Annotated in this window: 22 protein-coding genes and 1 other RNA gene; 17 read left to right on the forward strand and 6 right to left on the reverse strand. The window is 42.0% G+C overall.

Annotated features, from left to right (window positions below; genetic code table 11):
- Window positions 1-79: 79 nt before the first annotated feature.
- Both ACWU4D_RS06320 and zapG read right to left on the reverse strand, forming a co-directional pair.
- A complete protein-coding gene (locus ACWU4D_RS06320) occupies window positions 80-1,444 on the reverse strand; it encodes a DegQ family serine endoprotease (RefSeq protein WP_456050562.1) in 1,365 nt (454 codons plus the stop codon).
- Window positions 1,445-1,578: 134 nt separating this feature from the next.
- Window positions 1,579-2,016, reverse strand: a complete 438-nt coding sequence (gene zapG, locus ACWU4D_RS06325) for a Z-ring associated protein ZapG (RefSeq protein WP_456050563.1) — start codon at window positions 2,014-2,016, stop codon at window positions 1,579-1,581.
- 150 nt (window positions 2,017-2,166) lie between these two features.
- On the opposite strand from zapG, the gene zapE reads away from it, so the two are divergent.
- The 8 genes from zapE (at window position 2,167) to sspB (ending at window position 8,471) form a co-directional block, all read left to right on the forward strand.
- Entirely contained in the window at window positions 2,167-3,279 is a 1,113-nt protein-coding gene (gene zapE, locus ACWU4D_RS06330; RefSeq protein ID WP_456050564.1) for a cell division protein ZapE, read from the forward strand.
- Window positions 3,280-3,509: 230 nt separating this feature from the next.
- Window positions 3,510-3,938 (forward strand): 50S ribosomal protein L13, encoded by a 429-nt coding sequence (rplM, locus tag ACWU4D_RS06335; protein ID WP_456050565.1) that lies wholly within the window; start codon window positions 3,510-3,512, stop codon window positions 3,936-3,938.
- Between the two features lie 15 nt (window positions 3,939-3,953).
- Window positions 3,954-4,346 carry a 30S ribosomal protein S9 gene (gene rpsI / locus ACWU4D_RS06340; RefSeq protein WP_456050566.1) on the forward strand — a complete coding sequence of 131 codons (393 nt, stop codon included), beginning with the start codon at window positions 3,954-3,956 and terminating at the stop codon, window positions 4,344-4,346.
- 308 nt (window positions 4,347-4,654) lie between these two features.
- Window positions 4,655-5,248, forward strand: coding sequence for a ubiquinol-cytochrome c reductase iron-sulfur subunit (gene petA, locus ACWU4D_RS06345; RefSeq protein ID WP_456050567.1), 594 nt, complete (start codon window positions 4,655-4,657; stop codon window positions 5,246-5,248).
- Entirely contained in the window at window positions 5,248-6,513 is a 1,266-nt protein-coding gene (locus tag ACWU4D_RS06350) for a cytochrome b (RefSeq protein ID WP_456050568.1), read from the forward strand. Before petA ends, ACWU4D_RS06350 begins: the two co-directional genes overlap by 1 nt.
- On the forward strand, window positions 6,510-7,247 hold the full coding sequence (locus ACWU4D_RS06355; protein ID WP_456050569.1) for a cytochrome c1: 738 nt from the start codon (window positions 6,510-6,512) through the stop codon (window positions 7,245-7,247). Before ACWU4D_RS06350 ends, ACWU4D_RS06355 begins: the two co-directional genes overlap by 4 nt.
- Before the next feature lie 97 nt (window positions 7,248-7,344).
- A complete protein-coding gene (sspA, locus tag ACWU4D_RS06360; protein ID WP_456050570.1) occupies window positions 7,345-7,980 on the forward strand; it encodes a stringent starvation protein SspA in 636 nt (211 codons plus the stop codon).
- Window positions 7,981-7,997: 17 nt separating this feature from the next.
- Window positions 7,998-8,471 (forward strand): ClpXP protease specificity-enhancing factor, encoded by a 474-nt coding sequence (gene sspB / locus ACWU4D_RS06365; RefSeq protein WP_456050571.1) that lies wholly within the window; start codon window positions 7,998-8,000, stop codon window positions 8,469-8,471.
- Window positions 8,472-8,561: 90 nt separating this feature from the next.
- Here the strand turns inward: sspB and ACWU4D_RS06370 are convergent, their stop codons facing one another.
- The 4 genes from ACWU4D_RS06370 to ACWU4D_RS06385 are packed head-to-tail and all read right to left on the reverse strand — an operon-like array spanning window position 8,562 to window position 11,900.
- Window positions 8,562-9,131: a BON domain-containing protein gene (locus tag ACWU4D_RS06370; protein ID WP_456050572.1), complete on the reverse strand. Its 570-nt coding sequence runs from the start codon at window positions 9,129-9,131 to the stop codon at window positions 8,562-8,564.
- A gap of 2 nt (window positions 9,132-9,133) precedes the next feature.
- A complete protein-coding gene (locus ACWU4D_RS06375) occupies window positions 9,134-9,724 on the reverse strand; it encodes a phosphoheptose isomerase (protein ID WP_456050573.1) in 591 nt (196 codons plus the stop codon).
- Between the two features lie 3 nt (window positions 9,725-9,727).
- On the reverse strand, window positions 9,728-10,096 hold the full coding sequence (locus ACWU4D_RS06380) for a YraN family protein (RefSeq protein ID WP_456050574.1): 369 nt from the start codon (window positions 10,094-10,096) through the stop codon (window positions 9,728-9,730).
- Entirely contained in the window at window positions 10,083-11,900 is a 1,818-nt protein-coding gene (locus ACWU4D_RS06385; protein ID WP_456050575.1) for a penicillin-binding protein activator, read from the reverse strand. The genes ACWU4D_RS06380 and ACWU4D_RS06385 overlap by 14 nt, the downstream gene beginning before the upstream one ends.
- Window positions 11,901-11,964: 64 nt before the next feature.
- Between ACWU4D_RS06385 and rsmI the strand changes: the two genes are divergently transcribed.
- From rsmI to murD, 9 genes are all read left to right on the forward strand, one after another.
- On the forward strand, window positions 11,965-12,828 hold the full coding sequence (rsmI, locus tag ACWU4D_RS06390; RefSeq protein WP_456050576.1) for a 16S rRNA (cytidine(1402)-2'-O)-methyltransferase: 864 nt from the start codon (window positions 11,965-11,967) through the stop codon (window positions 12,826-12,828).
- A gap of 56 nt (window positions 12,829-12,884) precedes the next feature.
- Window positions 12,885-13,292: RNase P RNA component class A (gene rnpB / locus ACWU4D_RS06395), an RNA gene on the forward strand.
- A gap of 182 nt (window positions 13,293-13,474) precedes the next feature.
- On the forward strand, window positions 13,475-14,425 hold the full coding sequence (rsmH, locus tag ACWU4D_RS06400; RefSeq protein WP_456050577.1) for a 16S rRNA (cytosine(1402)-N(4))-methyltransferase RsmH: 951 nt from the start codon (window positions 13,475-13,477) through the stop codon (window positions 14,423-14,425).
- Window positions 14,425-14,754 carry a cell division protein FtsL gene (gene ftsL / locus ACWU4D_RS06405; RefSeq protein ID WP_456050578.1) on the forward strand — a complete coding sequence of 110 codons (330 nt, stop codon included), beginning with the start codon at window positions 14,425-14,427 and terminating at the stop codon, window positions 14,752-14,754. Before rsmH ends, ftsL begins: the two co-directional genes overlap by 1 nt.
- Window positions 14,751-16,478 carry a penicillin-binding transpeptidase domain-containing protein gene (locus tag ACWU4D_RS06410; RefSeq protein WP_456050579.1) on the forward strand — a complete coding sequence of 576 codons (1,728 nt, stop codon included), beginning with the start codon at window positions 14,751-14,753 and terminating at the stop codon, window positions 16,476-16,478. The genes ftsL and ACWU4D_RS06410 overlap by 4 nt, the downstream gene beginning before the upstream one ends.
- A 16-nt stretch (window positions 16,479-16,494) precedes the next feature.
- Window positions 16,495-17,979 carry a UDP-N-acetylmuramoyl-L-alanyl-D-glutamate--2,6-diaminopimelate ligase gene (gene murE / locus ACWU4D_RS06415; protein ID WP_456050580.1) on the forward strand — a complete coding sequence of 495 codons (1,485 nt, stop codon included), beginning with the start codon at window positions 16,495-16,497 and terminating at the stop codon, window positions 17,977-17,979.
- Window positions 17,979-19,340 carry a UDP-N-acetylmuramoyl-tripeptide--D-alanyl-D-alanine ligase gene (locus tag ACWU4D_RS06420; protein ID WP_456050581.1) on the forward strand — a complete coding sequence of 454 codons (1,362 nt, stop codon included), beginning with the start codon at window positions 17,979-17,981 and terminating at the stop codon, window positions 19,338-19,340. The genes murE and ACWU4D_RS06420 overlap by 1 nt, the downstream gene beginning before the upstream one ends.
- Window positions 19,337-20,419, forward strand: a complete 1,083-nt coding sequence (gene mraY, locus ACWU4D_RS06425) for a phospho-N-acetylmuramoyl-pentapeptide-transferase (protein ID WP_456050582.1) — start codon at window positions 19,337-19,339, stop codon at window positions 20,417-20,419. The genes ACWU4D_RS06420 and mraY overlap by 4 nt, the downstream gene beginning before the upstream one ends.
- 26 nt (window positions 20,420-20,445) lie before the next feature.
- The gene (gene murD / locus ACWU4D_RS06430) at window positions 20,446-21,768 is read left to right on the forward strand and encodes a UDP-N-acetylmuramoyl-L-alanine--D-glutamate ligase (protein ID WP_456050583.1); all 1,323 of its coding nucleotides are present in this window, start codon (window positions 20,446-20,448) and stop codon (window positions 21,766-21,768) included.
- The last annotated feature ends 15 nt before the right edge of the window (window positions 21,769-21,783 follow it).

Raw genomic sequence — 21,783 nt, forward strand, 5'->3', positions numbered from 1 at the left:
CACTAGATACCAAAATAGAAAATGAGCTTATCGTACAGATAAGCTCATTTCTCGGTAAGGTTTAATAAATATCAATTATTTAGCGAACGACAAGGTAAATACTCTGCTCGCCACGTTGAATATTCAGTGCCAAAATAGACGGATTTTGATCAAGAATAGACCGAAGTTGTGCAATGTTGGAGACTCGATGTCGATTGACGCCAACGATAATATCTCCTTCTTTTAATTGATAACTTTCGGCTGAGGATCCTTTCGCAACAGAAGTGACTTTGACACCTTGTATTGTGTCATTCGAATTCGTATTGGAGAGTTCCGCACCTGTTAGCCCTTCATGAAGAGATTTGGCTTCCGTTTTTACATCAGTTTGTTCACCAAGAGTGATATCGAAACTCAATGATTCGCCATCTCGCAGTACGCCTAGAGACACCTCTTTTCCTGCTCCGAGTGTCGCAACTTTCGCTCGAAGTTCGCCAAATGTATTTATTGATTTATCGTTGATAGAAACGATAATATCTCCGGCTTCCAGCCCTGCTTCATCGGCTGCGCTATCAGGTACTACTTGACTAACGAAAGCGCCTTTATTGGACTCATACCCCATCGCTTCCGCAAGTTCAGAAGTAATTTCTCCTCCTTGAACCCCAAGCATTCCTCGTTTAACTTCACCAAATTCTAAAATTTGGTCAGTGAGGTTTTTCATCATATTTGATGGAATTGCAAAGCCAATCCCAACGTTACCACCACTGGGACCTAAAATTGCAGTGTTAATACCAATCAATTCACCATTTAAGTTAACTAATGCACCGCCAGAGTTACCACTATTAATTGCGGCATCAGTCTGAATAAAGTTCTCGAAATTCTCTATATTAAGTCCACTGCGTCCCAATGCTGAAACAATCCCTGAAGTTACGGTTTGTCCAAGACCGAATGGGTTACCAATCGCGACTGTGAAATCACCTACATTCAGCTTATCTGAATCGGCTATTGATACTTGGGTGAGGTTTTTTGCATTGTCTAACTTAACCAAAGCGATATCAGACATTTTATCTGCGCCAACTAGCTCTGCTTGGTATTCTTTCCCATCATGCAGTTGTACGGTGATTTTATCGGCTTTGTTAATGACATGAAAGTTAGTCACAACATACCCTTTTTCCGCATCGATGATCACACCAGAGCCTAATGCATGAAACGGACGTTGTTGTAACTGTTCGGTTGGAAAGTTAGGACCAAAGAAAAACCTAAATTGTTCAGGGACCTGTCGCTGGGCTGTTTGAGTCCCTTCTACTGCAATACTCACGACAGCAGGCATGACTTGCTGAAGCATTGGGGATAAGCTAGGAAGTTGTTGACCATCGACTGTCACAGGAAGTACTGCGGATGCTGGAGGTGCGACGAAAGAACTAATACAAAGAGAAAGTGTAGTTAATGCGAGTAAAGATTTTTTCATGCTATGACTCCTATGAAAATAGAACCCAGATTAGTATCAACTATCTGGGTAATTATAAACTCTCAATAGTTTGTGGAGTTTAGGACTCAAAAATCTTTACAAAGTTCACGAAAATAATTTAGTTATTTCTTTTTCTACGAATCTTTTTCGGTGACAGAAGGTTTATCCTCTGGTTTTAATAATCCTGAAGAACCTTTAGCATAGTCTTTAGGTTGAGTTTCCGTTGACGTGCTGTCGTTTACCTCTGTTTCTGTCGTTACTTTATTCTTTTTCTCAATAGTTTTGATAAATGGATTATCTTGTTCAGGGATATTGGGAATCAGTTCCGAAGAGCTTTTTGCGAGGTGTTGGTAAAGTTTTGTATAGTCTTTACCAATGGTATCTAACATACCTGCAGTTTGAGAAAAATGATCCATTAGTTCTTGGCGTTGTTGTTCAAGAGCAAATTTTGAAGCATCGAGTTCTTTTTGTATCGACTTCTGATTTTTGTATTGTGGAGCAGTAATGCGGGAAACGATCGCTCCGACAACACAGCCAACTAATAGCCCGACAATGGCATACATCCAAGGCATAAATTCTCCTTCCTGTTGTTATTTAACATATGTTTTACCACTTGGTTACACATGCAGTTTGGACATGGTACTATGAGTTCATAGACCGATAAAGTGAAACTCGGTATTTGAAAATTAACTCTTACCACAACCACATTCTATATGATTTTTATGACTCCAAAGCAACGTTACCTTCATGATATTGAAAAAAATACGATAAAACCTGACAGTGCGCAAGCAATGGCTGTCGATGCGCTCGAGCATTTGTATCAAGAGTATGCTTTATTTTTAGAACAGGAGCCTCAAAAGAAACCAACGTTTTTGGAGCGGATTACTGGGAAAAAAGCAGAGAGTAAAACACCGCCTAAAGGTCTTTATATGTGGGGAGGTGTTGGACGTGGCAAGACGTATCTGATGGATGCATTTTTTGATACGTTAACGCCTTCAAAAAATATGCGTATTCACTTTCATCGCTTTATGTATCGTGTTCATGAGGAACTTGCTCAATTAGACGACACGTCTGATCCATTATTGATAGTGGCAGATCGTCTTAAAGCTGAAGCTGATATTATCTGTTTTGATGAATTCTATGTCTCCGATATTACCGATGCCATGATCCTTGGAACTTTGTTTGAAGCACTATTTGCTCGTGGTGTTATATTGGTCGCGACGTCGAATATTCCTCCAAGTGAATTATACCGCAATGGATTACAACGAGCTCGCTTTATGCCAGCAATCAAACTGATCGAACAAAACTGCCAAATAATCAATGTCGATAGTGGTGTCGATTATCGACTACGAACTCTAGAAAACGCTGACATTTATCACTCGCCAAATGATGACCTAGCAATGGAGCATTTGCAGGAGTATTTTGCTCAACTTGTTGGTCACCCCTGGGCAAAAGAACAATCAGTATCTATTGATGTTAATCATCGTCAAGTTGATGTGATTAATGCATCTAATGGCGTTCTTTTTGCTAATTTTGAACAGCTTTGTCAGACAGCCAGAAGCCAAAACGATTACATTGAGCTGTCAAAAGTCTACCATACGGTTTTACTTAGTGATGTGAAGCAGATGGATAGAAGTCTTGATGATGCTGCACGCCGATTTATCGCATTGGTTGATGAGTTTTATGAGCGTAAAGTGAAACTGATTATTTCAGCAGAAGTTGAACTAGAGTCTCTTTATACCTCTGGACAACTTGAGTTTGAATTTAAGCGTTGCTGCTCAAGGTTGACCGAAATGCAGAGTAGAGATTACTTGTCAGAGGCTCATTTGACATAATAAAAAGGAAGAGAGATGTTTTTTTATTCTTTTGCTTCTTTAAGTCAAAAAAAAAGATGATTTTTTCTGCGCTCTTCTCTATAATCCTGCGACCCACCGTTACTGCAGGCTAATTTCTTTGGAAATATAGCCGAGAGTGCCAACCACTCGAAGGGGTGATGTACGGGCTCTTAGACAGTGGGAGCATTAGCTCCTTAAGTGTAAATTTAATTATATGGGTTATTATTAGCATGAAAACTTTCGTTGCTAAACCAGAAACCGTTAAACGCGACTGGTATGTTGTAGACGCAGAGGGAAAAACTCTAGGCCGTCTCGCAAGTGAAATTGCATCTCGCCTACGTGGCAAACATAAAGCTGAATATACTCCTCACGTTGATACTGGTGATTACATCATCGTTGTAAACGCAGAGAAAATTACTGTTACAGGTAATAAAGGTGAAGGTAAGATTTACTACCGTCACACTGAATTCCCTGGTGGTTTAAAGTCAACTTCTTTCAATAAGTTAATTGACTACAAACCTGAAATGGTAATCGAGCTAGCGGTTAAAGGTATGCTACCACGTGGTCCTCTAGGCCGTGCTATGTACCGTAAGCTTAAAGTTTACGCTGGTGCTGAGCACAACCATGTTGCTCAACAACCAACAGTACTAGACATCTAATTGGGGATTTCGAAAATGGCAGAGAATCAATACTACGGCACTGGCCGTCGCAAAAGCTCAGCTGCGCGTGTTTTTATCAAACCAGGCAGCGGCAACATCGTAATCAATAAGCGTACTCTTGATGAGTATTTTGGTCGTCCAACTTCTCGTATGGTTGTTAAACAGCCTCTAGAGCTAGTTGAAATGGTTGAAAAGCTAGACCTATACATCACTGTTAAAGGTGGTGGTATTTCTGGTCAAGCTGGTGCGATCCGTCACGGTATCACACGCGCTCTAATGGAATATGACGAATCTCTACGTCCTACTCTACGTTCTGCGGGTTATGTAACTCGTGATGCTCGTAAAGTTGAGCGTAAGAAAGTTGGTTTACGTAAAGCACGTCGTCGTCCACAGTTCTCTAAACGTTAATCTTATTTCAAGATTATCGGGCAGATTACTGCTTACTATGTGCTACAAAAGCTCGACCTTGGTCGAGCTTTTTTGTATTTATAATTCGTCATATTTTTCAATTATTTTTTGCTCAAAATTTCTATAATGCTATGAACGTGACATTTCCTGCATAAATGTTACAGAAAAGTAGCTTTACCTTGTCAAAAAGTAGGGTTTTATTTATCCTCGTCAACAAAATAAATATAACGAATTCCAGTTTAGTTAGCCGAGTTCGACTTTTAGAGTGTCTATACTTTTGAAGAGAGAGCCGATGGGAGAGTTTTTGGATGAGCAATGCACCAATTAATAAGGGGCGTAGGCGTTTTCTAACTGCATCGACAGCTGTCGTTGGTGGCTTAGGCGCAGTAGCAGTCGCTGTACCCTTTATAAAATCATGGAACCCAAGTGCCAAAGCGAAAGCTGCTGGTGCTCCGGTAGAAGTGGATATAAGTAAAGTAGAAGAAGGGCAGTTATTACGCGTGGAGTGGCGTGGTAAGCCTGTTTGGATCGTTCGACGTCCTAAGTCGATTTTAGATGGATTGGCGACACATGATTCTCAATTAAGGGATCCTAGCTCTGAACAAGAGCAGCAGCCTGAATACGCTCAAAATGAGTACCGCTCGATTAAACCTGAATATTTTGTTGCGGTAGGGATTTGTACTCACTTAGGGTGTTCTCCGACTTATTTGCCGAGCTCTTTTAATGAGCAGGTCGAAGGTGTGCCATCGGGCTTCTTTTGTCCGTGTCATGGCTCAAAATTTGATATGGCCGGCCGTGTTTTCGCTGGTGTTCCAGCACCGCTTAATTTGGTTGTTCCGAAATATATGTTCTTAAGTGATGCCCGTATAGTCATTGGTATCGATGAAGATGGGGAGGCATAATGCAAGTCCTATTAGATTGGGTTGAAAAACGCCTACCAGCGATGAATGCGTATAAAAAGCATTTATCTGAATATCCGATGCCAAAGAACTTTAACTTTTGGTATCTATTTGGCTCTCTAGCAATGTTGGTTTTGGTTAATCAAATTCTTACTGGTATTTGGTTAACAATGAATTATGTCCCATCAGGGGATGGTGCATTTGCTTCTGTCGAATATATTATGCGAGATGTCGATTACGGTTGGTTGCTGCGCTACATGCATTCAACTGGTGCATCGGCATTTTTCGTTGTCGTTTACCTCCATATGTACCGTGGATTGATCTATGGTTCTTACCAAAAGCCTCGTGAGTTATTGTGGTTATTTGGGATGCTGATCTTCTTGGTTCTTATGGCTGAAGCCTTCATGGGGTATCTACTTCCTTGGGGACAAATGTCTTATTGGGGAGCACAGGTTATTATTTCCTTGTTTGGAGCTATTCCATACATTGGTGATGATTTGACTTTGTGGATTCGTGGTGACTATGTTATTTCAGGCGCGACTTTAAACCGTTTCTTCGCATTACATGTAATAGCATTACCGATAGTGTTACTCCTTTTAGTAGTACTGCATATTTTAGCGTTACATGAAGTTGGTTCGAATAACCCTGATGGTATCGAAACAAAACTGAAGAAAGGCACCATGGGTGAAGATTACAAAACCCAGTTTAAATTCCATGAGCAATATAGTGGGAAATACGACATTATCGACTCTATTCCGTTCCACCCTTATGGAACAGTGAAGGATATGGTTGGTATCGCCGGGTTCTTCTTCTTCTTTTGTTATGTGTTATTTTTCAATCCAGAGATGGGGGGATACTTCCTTGAGCCGCCAAACTTTGAGGCTGCTAACCCATTGAAAACACCTGAACATATCGCGCCCGTTTGGTACTTTACGCCATTCTACGCCATTCTCCGTGCTGTCCCCGATAAGTTGCTCGGAGTGATTGCAATGGGTGCATCTATTGTCATGCTGTTCCTATTACCATGGTTAGACCGTTGTAAGGTTCGTTCATATCGTTACCGCAGCAAGTTCCATTTGTTTAATATCATACAGTTCACAATCAGCTTTATAGTGTTAGGTGTATTGGGAACTTTGCCTGCTACGACAGTTTATACACTGATGGCTCAGATCTTTAGCTTAGGTTATTTTATGTTCTTTGTGCTGCTGTTCTTCTACAGTAAGAATGAAGCCACCAAGCCACTGCCAGAGAGGGTTAACTTCAAATGAAGAAATGGATTGTAATTTTATTTGGTCTTTTACCTTCTATGGTTTTTGCGGCAGGCTCTGGCGTACATTTGGATGCGGCAGAAAATGATTTAACAGATAAAGCATCGTTACAAAACGGCGCAAAACTGTTTATGAATTACTGCTTCGGTTGTCACTCAACTCAGTACCAGCGTTATGAACGTGTTGCGAATGATTTAGGAATTCCAAAAGATCTCATGTTGGAAAATCTAGTATTTGAACCAACGGCTAAAATTGGTCAATTAATGGAAAATGCGATTCCTGATGAAGATGCGAGTAAATGGTTTGGTTCTGCGCCACCTGATCTCACTTTGGTTGCTCGTGTTCGAGGTACTGATTGGGTGTATACCTATCTACGCTCTTTCTATGTAGATCCTAGCCGTCCATTTGGTGTCAATAATACGGTATTCCCTAGTGTAGGTATGCCTCATGTATTAGAGGGCTTGCAAGGGATTCCTTATCCTGTATATGAAACAACTCAGGTTGATGGAGAGGATGTACAGCACATTGTCGGTATCGAATCGGATGGTTCAGGGGAACTTACTGCTTCAGAATATGATATAGCGGTTAGAGACCTTGTTAATTTCCTAGAGTATTCCGCCGAGCCTATGAAACTTGAACGACAATCAATGGGATGGTGGGCTATGGGCTTTATCTTCATTTTCACTATCGTTGTTGTGTTGCTCAAGAAAGAGTATTGGCGTGATGTGCACTAAATGTGCTAATATTCCGTGTTATTTTTTGTGAATATTAAATCTGACAATGGAGGCTTGCCTCCATTGTTTACATTTGTAAGTATGCTGGAGGGCTCTAATGGCTGTAGCTGCCAATAAACGTTCTGTGATGACTCTTTTTTCTAGTGCCTCTGATTTATACAGTCATCAGGTACGTATCGTTCTAGCTGAGAAAGGTGTAAGTGTAGAGGTTGAACTTGTTGATGACTCTAATCTTCCTGCTGAACTCATAGAGCTAAATCCATATAAGTCGGTGCCAACTTTGGTTGACCGTGAGCTTGCTTTATATGACTCCAAAATTATCATGGAGTACTTAGATGAGCGTTTTCCTCACCCTCCATTAATGCCAGTTTACCCTGTTGCCCGTGGTAAAAGTCGTCTTATGGTTTACCGTATCGAAAGAAATTGGTATAGCCTAGCGAACACGATTACTTCAGGTAATGCAGAAGAGGCTGAGTCTGCACGTAACAAACTGCGTAATGATCTGCTGACACTTGCTCCAATTTTTGCTGAATATGAATATTTCATGAGCGAAGAGTTTAGTTTAGTTGATTGTTATCTTGCACCATTATTATGGCGCTTACCTGTATTGGGTATCGATCTGGTTGGTGCTGGTTCTAAAGAACTAAAAGTTTATATGAACCGTGTATTTGAACGTGATTCATTCCTTGCATCATTGACTGAATCTGAGCGTGAGATGCGTTTAGCTCGCTAATATAGGATTCAGTGGCTATGGATATTGAAAATATGACGCCTCGACGCCCTTACATGTTACGGGCGTTTTATGATTGGTTAGTTGAGAATGATCTCACACCTCATCTCGTTGTGGATGCAACATTGAAGGGAGTGCGAGTACCACTTGAATTTGTTCAAGATGGTCAAGTTATTCTCAATGTGGCACCACGAGCAGTTGGTAATCTAGATATAGGCATTGATTCAGTGAGTTTTAATGCTCGCTTTAGTGGTACTCCACATGCGGTACTAGTACCGATATATGCTGTACAAGCGATATATGCTCGAGAGAATGGTGCAGGTACAATGTTTGAACCTGAAGATGCCTATTTGACTGACTCCGTTGAAGAGAGCATACCTGAACAAACTCAAGAACCTAGTTTGTCGGTCGCTGAAGCGCCCTCAGAAGATGAAGAAGGCGGTGATGAGCCACCAAGAACGAAAGGTAAACCGAGTTTGCGAGTGATTAAGTAAAGCATCGGGAATCATAAACAAAAAAAACAGCGATAATTCGCTGTTTTTTATTGGGTGATTTATATGGACTAAAGTAATTTAATAGTTTCGTTAGTCGGCATATTGAAAAGCAAGGATAACTTGTTTTACACCTTCGATATTTCGCGCGACTTCACTTGCAATATTTGCATGCTCTCGAGATACATAACCAAACAAAAAGACTTCTTTGTCTTCTGTTATAACCTTAATTTTGACTCCGTTTAGATCTTTGTGAGTCAACACTTCTGATTTTATCTTTGTTGTAATCCACGTGTCGTTGGCGATTTCTTGTGTTGTTAACGGTGTTTTAATTCTTATTTGATCGTGGACTTTTTCGACGCCTTTGATCTTTTTAATGTTTTCCTCTAAGGCTACTAACATCGAAGAATCAACAATTTGTCCCATTAAAACAACGGTTCCACGGAACGAGCTAGAAAGAATACGAGACTTTCCTCGATATGGTGGTTTTTTGATTAAGCCAGTCACTTCTGCTTCGATATAATTATCATCCCAGATTTCTTGGCTCGTTCTTGGGTCTGTGGCGATGTTAACGGTCGTTGCTGCGCCTGCTACAAATAAACCGACACATCCAGACAGCATAACAACTAAAGATAGAGTAACTAACAGTGTTAAATTTTTCATTTTCATTCTTCGTGGGCTGGAAATAATACTTGATCAATTAAATCGCAAAGACAATGAAGTGTCACCATGTGAACTTCATGAATGCGAGCGGTGCGCTGGGAAGGAATGCGAATTTCAACGTCATCCTCTCCAAGAAGGCCAGCCATTTCCCCACCATCTTTACCTGTTAAGGCAATGATAGTCATATCGCGGGTAACTGCCGCTTCCATTGCTTTAATTATATTATGGCTGTTTCCACTTGTTGATATTGCCAAGAGGATATCGCCAGATTGCCCAAAGGCACGAACCTGCTTTGAAAATATATCATGATAGTGATAGTCGTTTGCGACTGCTGTCATAGTAATATTATCTGCAGTTAAAGCAAGCGCAGGTAAGCTTGGCCGCTCGGTTTCAAAGCGATTGAGCAAACAGGAAGAAAACTGCTGTGCGTTAGCAGAAGAACCACCATTACCACAGCATAAAATCTTGTTGCCATTAAGTAAGGTACTGACCATTGCTTGGGCTGCATGAGTAATCGCGTCAGGGAGTGCTTCTGCCGCGGCAATTTGTATTTGAATACTTTCGGTAAAACTTTCTTTAATGCTCTCGAGCATCTCTTAATCCTGAGTTATCGCATTTTTATACCAATTGATGTCTGCGCCATGGTTATGAATCGCAATGACATCAAAACGAAAGTCTGTGCTGTAAGGTGAGTAACCTTGCATCATCATCCAGTGTTGTGCTGCTTTGATCAACTTCTTCATTTTACTAGGAGTAACCATTTCAGCTGCATGGCCATATTTATGATCATGCCGATATTTTACTTCAACGAAGATAATCGTTTGCTGGTCTTGCATAATTAAATCGAGCTCTCCACTACGGCAAGTGAAGTTCTTCTCAATTAACGAGACCCCGCGGCTAATTAAAAAATCAGCTGCGGTTTGCTCGTAGAGTTCACCAATTTTTCGTTGGTTAGCCTGCGCCATGCTCCGCCCAGCTAATATTGCGGTGGATTACGCATTGTTCATCAATGGTAAGTAACCCTGTTTGGCCTGATATTTCGTAGCCACTTACCGTTTTCATTTGTGGGAGTTCATTGAGAAGGGCATAGGCATCCATTCCCATTGCGCGCAAACGAGTCTCTGCATTTGATGCATTTGGCCAATTAATATCCATCTGAGCTTTAATCTCTTCTTGAGGAGAAATTAACAGTGGAATGTCGCTATATATAACACCACTTAAATCTTCATATTGTTTGTCAGCAGTATGACTTCGAGAACCGGCATAAAGTTTAGGTTGTGGTGCTTCTGGGTTAACTGCAACCTCTATAAAGGGCTTAATCAAGGTTAGCTGACGGTTATCAGCAGCAATATAAATAGCATCGATATCTCGACGATTTCGTGGTTGTCCCTCAAGTGAACGCCCCAAAATTGACTGGATTTTGGCAATGTTTTGGCGACTTGTTTGTAATCCCATCGCAGTATTAATATTAATCTGCATTTTGTTTGTAGACTCGATAAAACCTACAGCAACTGGGTGTTCACTATGGTTCGCCCACTCTTTTTGGAATGCTTCAACCACACGTTGGCCATAGCTTCCTTCTGGAGCGAGTACCATTGGGAATTGATATTCTTGAGCTGCGAAATATTTTGCTGTTTGATCCGCTTCTTGTTGCGGTGATAGCCCAAAGTAACAAGTGCCCATTGTTGGGTCGACTTCTGCTGGAATATTCAAAGCGAGCATGGGTATTTCTTTTGATTGTAGAGCCATTATTTGCTTTAACTGTACAATATTGTCTTTAACAAGAGGACCAACAATGAAATCTATTTCGCTAGCAACAAGGTCGTCTGTAATGGAGTACAAATCTTGCTCTTGAGTGTCAATTATTTTTAATTCAGTAATTTTACTCGGGCTGTCGTCATTGGCTTGAGCAAACATAAACCCTTCTCGGATAATTTCTGCTTGCTTAGCAAACTTACCTGAGAGAGGCAGTAATAGTGCTGGGTTTTTCGGTACTATAAATTGCATTGATAGTAGCGATGCGATTGACTCTGGAGTGTAGAGTGTTGCCGCATGATGAGGGTTATCGATTAGCCACTGTTCGATAAGCTCTTTTAAGTGTGAAATATTGGCATTATTCGCTTTAACGTACGTCGCTAGCTCGACCCAGCCATTTAATTGTAGTTCCGCCGGAGAGATGTCGAGTTGCTCTAGCTCTGATTGATTAGAGTGACCAATTGTTTCCCAAATAAGTTCGGAAAGCTTTGCTCGTTTAGGCTCTTCACTCAGGTGGTATACATGAATTAATGAACGAGTTGCTTCGGTCCAACGTTCCAGCTCAATCAGTATTTCTGAACGAATTTCGTAGTATCTTAACCACTGGGAACTGTCAATCTCCCACGTTGATTCGAAAGTAAGTTGCTTGAGGGCCGCAAGACTTTGTTGACGATCAATCAGGAGGCGAGCTCTAGCTAACTGCCACTCGGCCAGTTGACTGTCATTGAGTTCTTCGTTTGTTAACTTAAAGAAAAGTAGATTGGCTTTACCAATTTGCTGTTCATCGATGGTCGCCTTTAGTGCCATGATTAGCCAGTTACTTTGATTTTGCCCAAAGCTAGTCTCGGCTTTTAACATGTAATCATCAGAAGAAAGAGTGGGTTCTTGAGTAATATCCACTCCAGACATTGTATTCTCTAGTGATACTGATGAGCATGCTGATAATACAATTGCTAGTGCAATTGGAGTTAAAAGGCGTGGTACACTGCGTTTCAAATGGTTAGTTTTAGCCATGAGCTTGTTCAATATTCCAGTCAAATATGGGTTCAATAATAGTCTTTCACGTAATGGTAAACAAATGACACAAAAAATAAATTCAACATCAGATTACCCAACTCTCTTCATTGTGCCAACCCCTATCGGAAATTTGGGGGATATAACGCAAAGAGCTGTAGAGGTTCTCTCTAGTGTCGACTTAATCGCTGCGGAAGACACTCGCCATACTGGCCGACTGCTGGCGCATTTTAATATATTAACCAAGACTTTCCCACTGCATGATCATAATGAGCAAGATAAAGCTCAGCGTTTAGTTGAGCGGTTACTCGCGGGACAATCTATTGCCTTGGTCTCGGATGCGGGTACACCGCTTATTAGCGATCCAGGATACCATCTTGTCAATCAATGTCGTCAAGCTGGCGTTAAGGTTGTCCCGTTGCCAGGAGCTTGTGCCGTCACGACTGCATTAAGTGCTTCCGGATTACCTTCCGATCGTTTTTGCTTTGAAGGCTTTTTACCACCAAAGACCAAAGCAAGGAAAGATAAGATTCACGAAATTGCGACCGACAAGCGAACTTGTATCTTTTATGAGTCACCACATCGGATAACGAATGCATTAAATGACATGCTTGAAGTTTTAGGCGCCGACCGACAAGTTGTGCTCGCGAGGGAGCTAACCAAAACATTTGAAACAATTCATAGTTTGCCTTTAGGAGAGCTGATTCCGTGGATCGCAGAAGATGAAAACCGTCGAAAAGGTGAGATGGTGATTTTGATTCATGGTTATCGCCAGGATGTGACTGATGCCATTCCACCAGAAGCAATTCGTGCTTTGACCATTTTAGTCGCCGACTTACCTTTGAAAAAAGCCGCGTCAGCAGTTGCTGAAATATATTCGTTGAAAAAGAATGCGCTTTATAAATGGGGATTAGAGAATCTTGATTAATGGGTTGTGTGATATTGCCTAGACAGAGAATCGCTTTGTCTATACAATCCGCGCCTGGAGTTGACTGGGTAGTCGCTGCCTTATTGATGTCCTTCACTTACGGGTTTGGGAGACTGATAAGGGGGAGGAAAGTCCGGGCTCCGTAGAGCAGGGTGCCAGGTAACGCCTGGGAGGCGCAAGCCTACGACAAGTGCAGCAGAGAGAAGACCGCCGATGGCCACTTTTTCGGAAGTGATGTACAGGTAAGGGTGAAAGGGTGTGGTAAGAGCACACCGTGCGTCTGGCAACAGTGCGTAGCAGGGTAAACTCCACCCGGAGCAAGACCAAATAGGCTTCCACACAATGCGGCTCGTATTAGGGAGCGGGTAGGTTGCTTGAGCTAGTGAGCGATTGCTAGCCTAGAGGAATGGCTACTACCGTTATTTATAACGGAACAAAACCCGGCTTATAGGTTAACTCCACCTATTACAGACCCATCATAAGTTATCTTATGATGGGTTTTTTGCTTTGAGTTGCCTCTAGATGAGACATAATGGCAAAACTTACGTCATTAATGAGCTTGGGACGTGTAATTTACTAGCGTACTTTGTATCATTCCTCTAACATTATCCGCCAGAAAATAGGTTTAAACCGTAATGAGAGCGTTATGAATCCAACATTTCAACATGTTTCAGTGTTACTGAATGAATCTATTGAGGGTTTGGCGATCAAACCTGATGGTGTTTATATTGATGGTACTTTTGGCCGTGGTGGACACAGTAGAACAATTCTAAGCAAGTTAGGAGAGCATGGACGCTTATATAGCATCGATCGCGATCCTCAAGCTATTGAAGAAGCGAATAAAATTGACGATCCACGTTTCACCATTATTCATGGAGCATTCTCTGGAATTGCTGACTATGCTGAAGAGCAAGGCTTAGTTGGAAAAGTAGACGGTGTTTTATTTGATCTAGGGGTTTCTTCACCACAACTTGATGACGCAGAACGTGGATTCAGTTTTATGAAGGATGGCCCACTAGATATGCGAATGGATCCAACGAGTGGTATACCGATCTCTGAATGGTTGAGTACCGCAGAGCTTGATGATATCACTTGGGTTATTCGAGAGTTTGGTGAAGATAAACATGCTCGGCGTATTGCAAAAGCGATTGTGGCTTATCGTGAGAACGAAGAAAACGAACCATTAACTCGTACTGGTCAATTAGCGGCATTAATTTCTGACGCTGCACCGAAAAACTTTAAAGAGAAAAAACACCCGGCAACTCGCTCATTTCAAGCGCTACGTATTTACATTAATAGTGAGTTAGAAGAAATTGATAAAGCACTGAAAGGAGCTGCATCCATTTTGGCTCCGCAGGGGCGTCTCTCGGTGATTAGCTTTCATTCTTTGGAAGATAGAATGGTGAAACGCTTTATCCGAAAAGAGAGTCAAGGACCTCAAGTTCCCCATGGTATTCCTATGACGGAAGCTCAGATTCGGGCTCTGGGAGAGGCTGATTTAAAAACTATGAGCAAAGCGATTAAACCGAGTGCAAACGAAGTTGAACTTAATCCGCGCTCACGCAGCTCAGTATTAAGAATTGCGGAAAAGCGCTAATGTGGTTTCGACTCCCTCGTGCCAAGTATAATTTGGCTAAAATAATCGCTCACGATCTGCTGACGGTTGGACGCATTCCTCTGTTATTAACCGTCGTCATTTTTATTAGCGCAATGTCGGTTGTATTTGTTACTCACCAAACTCGAGGGGTGATTTCAGCTAAAGAGCAAGAAATGGTTAAACGTGAAAATTTAGATAACGAATGGAGAAACTTATTGCTCGAGGAAACAGCATTATCGGAACATAGTCGTGTCGAAGTGTTGGCTGAAAAAGAATTAGAAATGAAGCGTCCTGAGCCCGATAAAGAAGTGATTATTGACCGACAATGACTAAAGTAAAGCCAAGTAAGAAAGAGATTCAAGATAAGGATCAAGGCACACCCGCTATTATTCATTGGCGTTTTTATGTCGTCCTCGTTTTCGTGTTTGTTGCTTTTTCATTTTTGATTGGGCGTGCAGCTTATATTCAGGTCATTGAACCCGATAACTTGATTCATCAGGGCGATTTGCGTTCTGTTCGAGCGAAAACGCTTAATTCTGCTCGCGGTATTATTTCTGATCGAAATGGTGAAGCTCTAGCAGTTAGCGTTCCTGTTGAAGCCGTTTGGGCCGACCCTGTTACTATTTTTAAAGAAAATCAACTTGAAAACCTCTCACGTTGGTATGCGCTTGCTGATGTGCTTCGGCTCGATCGACAAGAGCTAATTGAAAAAATCAAAGCCAATAAATCTCGTCGTTTTATTTACTTAAAACGTCAAGTTAGTAGTGCGATGTCGAAATATATTCACGAATTAAAAATTAAAGGCGTGGGTCTTAAAGATGAATCTCGGCGCTATTATCCAGCAGGGGAAGTTAGTGCGCATTTAATTGGTGTTACTGGTATCGATGACCGAGGACTTGAAGGGGTTGAACGTAGTTACGACAAGTGGCTTACTGGAGAATCTGGAAAGCAAGTTATTCGTAAGGACCGTTTTGGTCGTGTTGTTGAAAATATCTCCTTAGAAGAACGAGAAGAAGGAAAACCGTTACAACTTACCATTGATCAGCGTCTTCAGGCCATTGCGTATAAAGCTGTAAAACAGGCTGTTGCCGATTATCGAGCGACATCAGCGTCTGCCGTTATGCTTGACGTAAAAACAGGCGAAGTGCTTGCCATGGTCAATGCCCCTTCATACAACCCCAATAATCGTTCAGATTGGCAGACGTTCAAAATGCGCAATCGTGTTATCACCGATGCATTTGAACCTGGCTCGACAGTTAAACCATTCGTAGTATTAGCTGCGATGGAAAATGGTATCGCAAATGAACATTCATTAATTGATACCGGGAATGGTTTACTACAAATAGGGGGCAGCCGAGTACGTGACTCTTCTCCTTTAGGTAAAGCTAGCCTACAAAAAATACTGCAGAAATCGAGCAATATCGGTGTAACTAAACTGGCGCTACAAATGCCAGTGCAAGCTCTTTTAGGTATGTACAATTCTGTCGGTCTTGGTGAAGTTTCAGGACTGAATTTGGTCGGGGAAACATCAGGTATATTCCCAAGCCGAAGCCGCTGGTCTAAATTTGAACTCGCAACACTTGCTTTTGGTTATGGGTTGTCGATTACTCCAATCCAACTGGCTCATGCGTATGCAACCTTGGGTAACCTAGGTCTATATCAGCCGATACACCTGATTGATAGCAATGCTCAAGATGCGGGTCATCGGGTTGCCGATGCTGAAAATGTTCGTAAAGTCATCGGTTTTATGGAAACAGTGACTCAAAAAGGCGGTACAGCAACGCTGGCAGCCATTCCTGGATACCGTGTCGCAGCAAAAACAGGGACATCACGGAAAGCAATCGCGGGCGGGTACAGTGATGAATACTTTGCTTATACTGCTGGCATTGCTCCAGTTACTGATCCGCGTTTGTCATTGGTGGTTATGGTGAATGAGCCAAAAGGTGATGCATACTATGGTGGGGTTGTCGCCGGTCCAGTCTTTGCCGATATTATGAAAAGTGCGTTGCAAATTCTTAATATTGCCCCAGACGCACTTGATACAAGCAATTAATTCTCTAGGTGTTTTAATGAACAATTCAGTTTCTGCTTCTGACCTTCTGGCTCCTTGGCTTAATTCGCTTCCACAATCATATGCGGCATTGGCGATTTTTCGATTGGAACTCGATAGCCGAAATATTAAACCTGGTGACACTTTTGTTGCTGTTGTTGGGCATGAAGTTGACGGGCGACACTATATTGAAAATGCAATAAAACAGGGAGCCAATCTCGTTATTGCACAAGCCGATGAAGGGTTACCTCATGGTTTAATTGAAAATAATTCCGGTGTTGAAATCGTTTATATTGAGCGACTCAACCAAATCTTGTCTCCGTTGGCAGGACGTCTTTATCGTCATTCGACAAACAAACTAATTGGTATCACTGGAACTAACGGTAAAACAACGATTTCTCAGCTAATTGCACAATGGCTTGAATTAATTGGTAAACGCTCTGCGGTTATGGGAACGACTGGAAATGGTTTTCTAGAACAATTAGTGGAAGCAAAAAACACCACCGGAAGTGCGATTGATATTCAACGAACGCTTTCAGAATTATCTTCTCAAGGCGCTGAATATACAGCGTTAGAAGTGTCGTCTCATGGTCTTGTTCAAGGGCGTGTCTCTGACTTGAATTTCGAAGCTGCAGTTTTTACAAACCTTAGCCGAGACCATCTTGATTATCATGGCACCATGGAAGCGTATGCATTAGCGAAGAAAAGCTTATTCACTCAACATAACGTTAAACATGCGATTATTAATGTTGATGACCCCGTCGCTAAGCACTGGGTCGATGAGCTACCAAATGCGATTTCTGTTTCAATTATGGAGCAGCCTGACTCTTTCGAGGCTGTGTGGGCTAAAGGCGTTCGTTATAGCGAGCAAGGGATTGAAATAGCATTCTCGGGAAAATGGGGGGTAGGTCAGTTAAGCGCTGGCTTGATTGGTGAATTTAATGCCAATAATCTTCTCGTTGCATTTGCGACGTTACTCAGTTTGGGAATCGAAAAATCCAAATTGTTACAAGTGAGTCATAAACTTACTCCAGTGATTGGTCGAATGGAACTCTTCCAAGCGGACAATAAAGCCAAAGTTGTCGTGGATTATGCCCATACACCTGATGCACTAGAAAAAGCGTTATTAGCGTTACGTGTTCATTGTGACGGTAAACTATGGGCGATTTTCGGTTGTGGTGGCGCTCGTGATAAAGGAAAGCGTCCAATGATGGCATCGATTGGCGAGCAGTTAGCTGATAATGTTATTTTAACCGATGATAATCCTCGAAATGAGGAACCAAGCGACATTATTGCAGATATGTTGGCGGGAACTCATACACCTAAAAATATACATGTTCATCATCATCGTTATACCGCGCTTGAATTTGCATTATCTCAGAGCAACCCCAATGATATCATTCTTCTTGCGGGTAAAGGCCACGAAGATTATCAAGTATTTGCCTCGGAGACAGTACATTTCTCTGATCGTGAATCTGCTCAAACACTTTTAGGAATAGAATAATGGTTGTGACTTCACTGAGTCAGTTAGCTTCGATACTGGATGCTCGGCTTATCGGCGATGATAGAAAAATTAACGCTATTTCTACTGACACTCGAACTATCGATAATGATTGCTTATTTATTGCATTGATTGGTGAACGATTTGATGCTCACCAATTTATAAATAATGCCATTCAGTCGGGAGCATCTGCTGTTCTTGTTTCGAAGCAAGTTGAAAGCTCAGTTCCTCAGCTTATTGTGTCTGATACTAAAGTGGCTTTAGGCTTGATCGGTGCTTGGGTTCATCAGCAATGCGAAATACCAACAGTCGCCATTACTGGCAGTTGCGGCAAAACAACGGTGAAAGAGATGGTTGCATCGATTTTAGCGTTGAAAGGGGAAGTGATGTTCACCCAAGGCAACTTTAACAACGATATCGGCGTACCACTAACATTGCTTCGCTCAGAACCCCAGCATGATTATGCTGTGGTTGAGCTTGGCGCGAATCATATCGGTGAAATTGCCTATACCACAAAGTTGGTTCAGCCAAATATTGCACTGGTTAATAATGTTGCTAGTGCTCATATTGAAGGGTTTGGCTCGCTTGATGGTGTAAAACAAGCGAAAGGAGAAATCTATTCTGGATTGAGCTCTAATGGGCTTGCGTTAGTCAATCTCGATAGCTGTAGTGAACAATGGTGGGATGGTGTTCTAAATCACAAACGAGTGATGACACTTTCTACCCACAACAGTCGAGCGGATTTTTACGCAGAAGCAATCGCCCTGAATCAAGATTCTATGGCTGAATTTACGTTGGTCACTCCATCAGGGAGAGTTGACGTTACGTTGGCCGTTGTTGGTGTGCATAACGTTTCCAATGCGATTTCTGCGGCCGCTATTAGTTATGAATTTGGCGCATCTTTGTCAGAGATTGCTCAAGGTCTGCACAGTTTATCGTTTGTTAAAGGTCGTGTGGAAATTACCGAACTAAATAATCGTATAAAATTAATCGATGATAGTTATAATGCGAGTGTGCCCGCAATGTTGGCCGCTGTGGATCTATTGTCTACTTTTCAAGGAGACAAGTGGTTGATTCTTGGCAATATGGCAGAGTTGGGTAACGAATCTCTTGCACTTCATCGACAAGTCGGTGAACATGCTGCACCGTTTAAGTTTAAGCATATTTTGACCTATGGGGATGATGCAAAAGTCATTAGTGACGTTTGTCATGGCAGACATTTTGTTACCCACCAAGATATGATGAATTATGTTGAGCAGCAGCTCGAACAAAATACAACACACGCTCAAGTCTTACTTGTTAAGGGAGCAAACAGCGCAGGTATGAGTAAAATCGCCGCTGTTTTGAAGGAGAAGTTCTTATGATGATTTGGCTTGCAGAATTACTACAGCCATATTTTTCTTTTTTTCGTCTTTTTGAATATCTATCGTTTAGAGCGATTGTCAGTATTCTTACCGCATTAGGTTTTTCTTTGTGGGTTGGTCCTGTATTAATCAGACGTTTACAAATGCTACAAATTGGACAAGTTGTACGAAACGATGGTCCTGAATCACATTTCTCTAAACGAGGAACCCCGACTATGGGGGGAGTGATGATTCTAAGTGCGATTATTATTACTGTATTTTTATGGACCGATCTGACCAACCCTTATGTTTGGGCGGTACTTAGTGTATTGATTGGATATGGTATTGTTGGTTTTGTTGATGATTATAGAAAAGTCGTGCGCAAAAATACCGATGGTTTGATCGCTCGTTGGAAGTACTTTTGGCAGTCGTTGATCGCTCTGGTTGTTGCGTTTGCAATGTATGCTCACGGTGCCGATACACCTGCAACTCAATTGGTTGTTCCTTTTTTCAAGGATGTTATGCCGCAGCTGGGTTTATTGTATGTAGTGTTAACGTATTTCGTTATTGTTGGGACAAGTAACGCCGTCAACTTGACCGATGGTCTTGATGGCTTGGCAATTATGCCTACGGTTTTAGTGTCTGCAGGGTTTTCTGTCATTGCTTGGGCGACTGGTAATGTGAATTTTGCGGCTTACTTACACATTCCTTATATTCCTTACGCTTCAGAACTTGTGGTTGTTTGTACTGCGATTGTCGGCGCCGGTCTTGGTTTCCTTTGGTTTAACACTTACCCTGCTCAAGTTTTTATGGGTGATGTTGGCTCTTTAGCGCTTGGTGGGGCATTAGGAACGATTGCGGTGTTAGTAAGGCAAGAGTTTATTCTCGTTATTATGGGCGGTGTTTTCGTTATGGAAACAGTGTCGGTAATTCTTCAGGTGGGGTCTTATAAACTGCGTGGGCAGCGTATTTTCCGCATGGCACCTATCCACCATCACTATGAACTAAAAGGATGGCCGGAGCCAAGAGTGATTGTGCGCTTCTGGATCATTTCTATCGTACTGGTTTTAATCGGATTAGCGACACTTAAAGTGCGCTAATTTATCATCAATGTCGTGGAAGAGTCATGGATCGTTGGCAGAGCATAAAAAACGTTGTAGTGGTTGGCTTGGGAGTAACAGGTCTATCAGTTGTTAACTATCTACATCGATATCAACCAGGTACTGCCATTCGTGTTATTGACACTCGTGACACTCCACCTGGACAAGATGATTTACCACCAGGTATTGAGTTACATAGTGGAAGTTGGCAAATTGAATGGTTGCTAAATGCCGATCTGGTGGTGGTTAATCCTGGAATTGCTCTTGCAACACCAGAAATTCAAATGGCTATTGATCACTCTATCTTAGTTGTGGGTGATATTGAGTTGTTTGCATGGCATGTAGAAAAGCCGGTTATAGCGATTACAGGATCAAATGGAAAAAGTACCGTAACTGACTTATGTGGTGTCCTTGCTCGTGCTGCTGGCTTTAACGTTGGTGTCGGTGGGAATATCGGTGTTCCTGCCCTTGATTTAATTGATGACCGACGTGATCTTTACATTCTAGAATTATCCAGTTTTCAATTAGAAACCACTTCTTCTCTAGTACTTACGGCTGCGGCTTTTCTTAACCTTTCAGAGGATCATATGGATCGTTATGAAGGTATGCTCGATTATCGCCAAGCAAAGTTACGGATTTTTGAAGATGCCCAATGCGCTGTTGTGAATCAAGATGACTCCGCAACGTTTCCTGATACTTTTTCAAACGACGTTATCCGCTTTTCTGTTCTTGAATCGAAGGCCGATTTTTCACTTGTTACGTCTAACGAGTGTGAATATTTAGCGAAGAGTGGTGAGCCACTTATCGCGACGAATGAGCTTAAGTTAGTTGGTCGACATAATTTAGCCAACGCACTTACCGCATTAGCGCTACTCTCAAGAGTCAATATTTCGTTAGAACGTTGCCGCACGGCTTTGATGTCTTACACCGGTTTGACACATCGTTGCCAAGTTGTTGTCGATAATCAGGGTGTTAAGTGGGTCAATGATTCTAAAGCTACTAATGTAGCATCAACGCTAGCCGCTCTCTCTGGACTTGATTGTACAGGAACACTGTATTTATTGGTTGGTGGTGTGGGTAAAGGAGCAGATTTTTCACCACTTGCCCCTGCTCTTGCGGCACTTAAGGTAAAGCTGTGTTGTTTCGGTCGTGATGGCGAGCAGTTTATGTCTCTTCATTCTCAATCGGTTTACTTTCCATCAATGGATGAAGCGATTGTGAGTATCACACCGCAACTTGTCGCTGGAGATATTGTCATGCTTTCACCGGCTTGTGCCAGTTTCGACCAATTTAATAACTTTATGCATCGGGGTGATTATTTTTCTCGGCTCGCTGCTCAATACGCTTAGTTTTTGGGAATGACA

The sequence above is a fragment of the Vibrio phycocola genome, assembly GCF_053850235.1.

What these genes read in the sequence shown, in the direction of transcription:
- ACWU4D_RS06320 (WP_456050562.1), bottom strand. Translation starts at nt 1,444, where the DNA reads ATGAAAAAATCTTTACTCGCATTAACTACACTTTCTCTTTGTATTAGT.
- zapG (WP_456050563.1), bottom strand. Translation starts at nt 2,016, where the DNA reads ATGCCTTGGATGTATGCCATTGTCGGGCTATTAGTTGGCTGTGTTGTC.
- zapE (WP_456050564.1), top strand. Translation starts at nt 2,167, where the DNA reads ATGACTCCAAAGCAACGTTACCTTCATGATATTGAAAAAAATACGATA.
- rplM (WP_456050565.1), top strand. Translation starts at nt 3,510, where the DNA reads ATGAAAACTTTCGTTGCTAAACCAGAAACCGTTAAACGCGACTGGTAT.
- rpsI (WP_456050566.1), top strand. Translation starts at nt 3,954, where the DNA reads ATGGCAGAGAATCAATACTACGGCACTGGCCGTCGCAAAAGCTCAGCT.
- petA (WP_456050567.1), top strand. Translation starts at nt 4,655, where the DNA reads ATGAGCAATGCACCAATTAATAAGGGGCGTAGGCGTTTTCTAACTGCA.
- ACWU4D_RS06350 (WP_456050568.1), top strand. Translation starts at nt 5,248, where the DNA reads ATGCAAGTCCTATTAGATTGGGTTGAAAAACGCCTACCAGCGATGAAT.
- ACWU4D_RS06355 (WP_456050569.1), top strand. Translation starts at nt 6,510, where the DNA reads ATGAAGAAATGGATTGTAATTTTATTTGGTCTTTTACCTTCTATGGTT.
- sspA (WP_456050570.1), top strand. Translation starts at nt 7,345, where the DNA reads ATGGCTGTAGCTGCCAATAAACGTTCTGTGATGACTCTTTTTTCTAGT.
- sspB (WP_456050571.1), top strand. Translation starts at nt 7,998, where the DNA reads ATGGATATTGAAAATATGACGCCTCGACGCCCTTACATGTTACGGGCG.
- ACWU4D_RS06370 (WP_456050572.1), bottom strand. Translation starts at nt 9,131, where the DNA reads ATGAAAAATTTAACACTGTTAGTTACTCTATCTTTAGTTGTTATGCTG.
- ACWU4D_RS06375 (WP_456050573.1), bottom strand. Translation starts at nt 9,724, where the DNA reads ATGCTCGAGAGCATTAAAGAAAGTTTTACCGAAAGTATTCAAATACAA.
- ACWU4D_RS06380 (WP_456050574.1), bottom strand. Translation starts at nt 10,096, where the DNA reads ATGGCGCAGGCTAACCAACGAAAAATTGGTGAACTCTACGAGCAAACC.
- ACWU4D_RS06385 (WP_456050575.1), bottom strand. Translation starts at nt 11,900, where the DNA reads ATGGCTAAAACTAACCATTTGAAACGCAGTGTACCACGCCTTTTAACT.
- rsmI (WP_456050576.1), top strand. Translation starts at nt 11,965, where the DNA reads ATGACACAAAAAATAAATTCAACATCAGATTACCCAACTCTCTTCATT.
- rsmH (WP_456050577.1), top strand. Translation starts at nt 13,475, where the DNA reads ATGAATCCAACATTTCAACATGTTTCAGTGTTACTGAATGAATCTATT.
- ftsL (WP_456050578.1), top strand. Translation starts at nt 14,425, where the DNA reads ATGTGGTTTCGACTCCCTCGTGCCAAGTATAATTTGGCTAAAATAATC.
- ACWU4D_RS06410 (WP_456050579.1), top strand. Translation starts at nt 14,751, where the DNA reads ATGACTAAAGTAAAGCCAAGTAAGAAAGAGATTCAAGATAAGGATCAA.
- murE (WP_456050580.1), top strand. Translation starts at nt 16,495, where the DNA reads ATGAACAATTCAGTTTCTGCTTCTGACCTTCTGGCTCCTTGGCTTAAT.
- ACWU4D_RS06420 (WP_456050581.1), top strand. Translation starts at nt 17,979, where the DNA reads ATGGTTGTGACTTCACTGAGTCAGTTAGCTTCGATACTGGATGCTCGG.
- mraY (WP_456050582.1), top strand. Translation starts at nt 19,337, where the DNA reads ATGATGATTTGGCTTGCAGAATTACTACAGCCATATTTTTCTTTTTTT.
- murD (WP_456050583.1), top strand. Translation starts at nt 20,446, where the DNA reads ATGGATCGTTGGCAGAGCATAAAAAACGTTGTAGTGGTTGGCTTGGGA.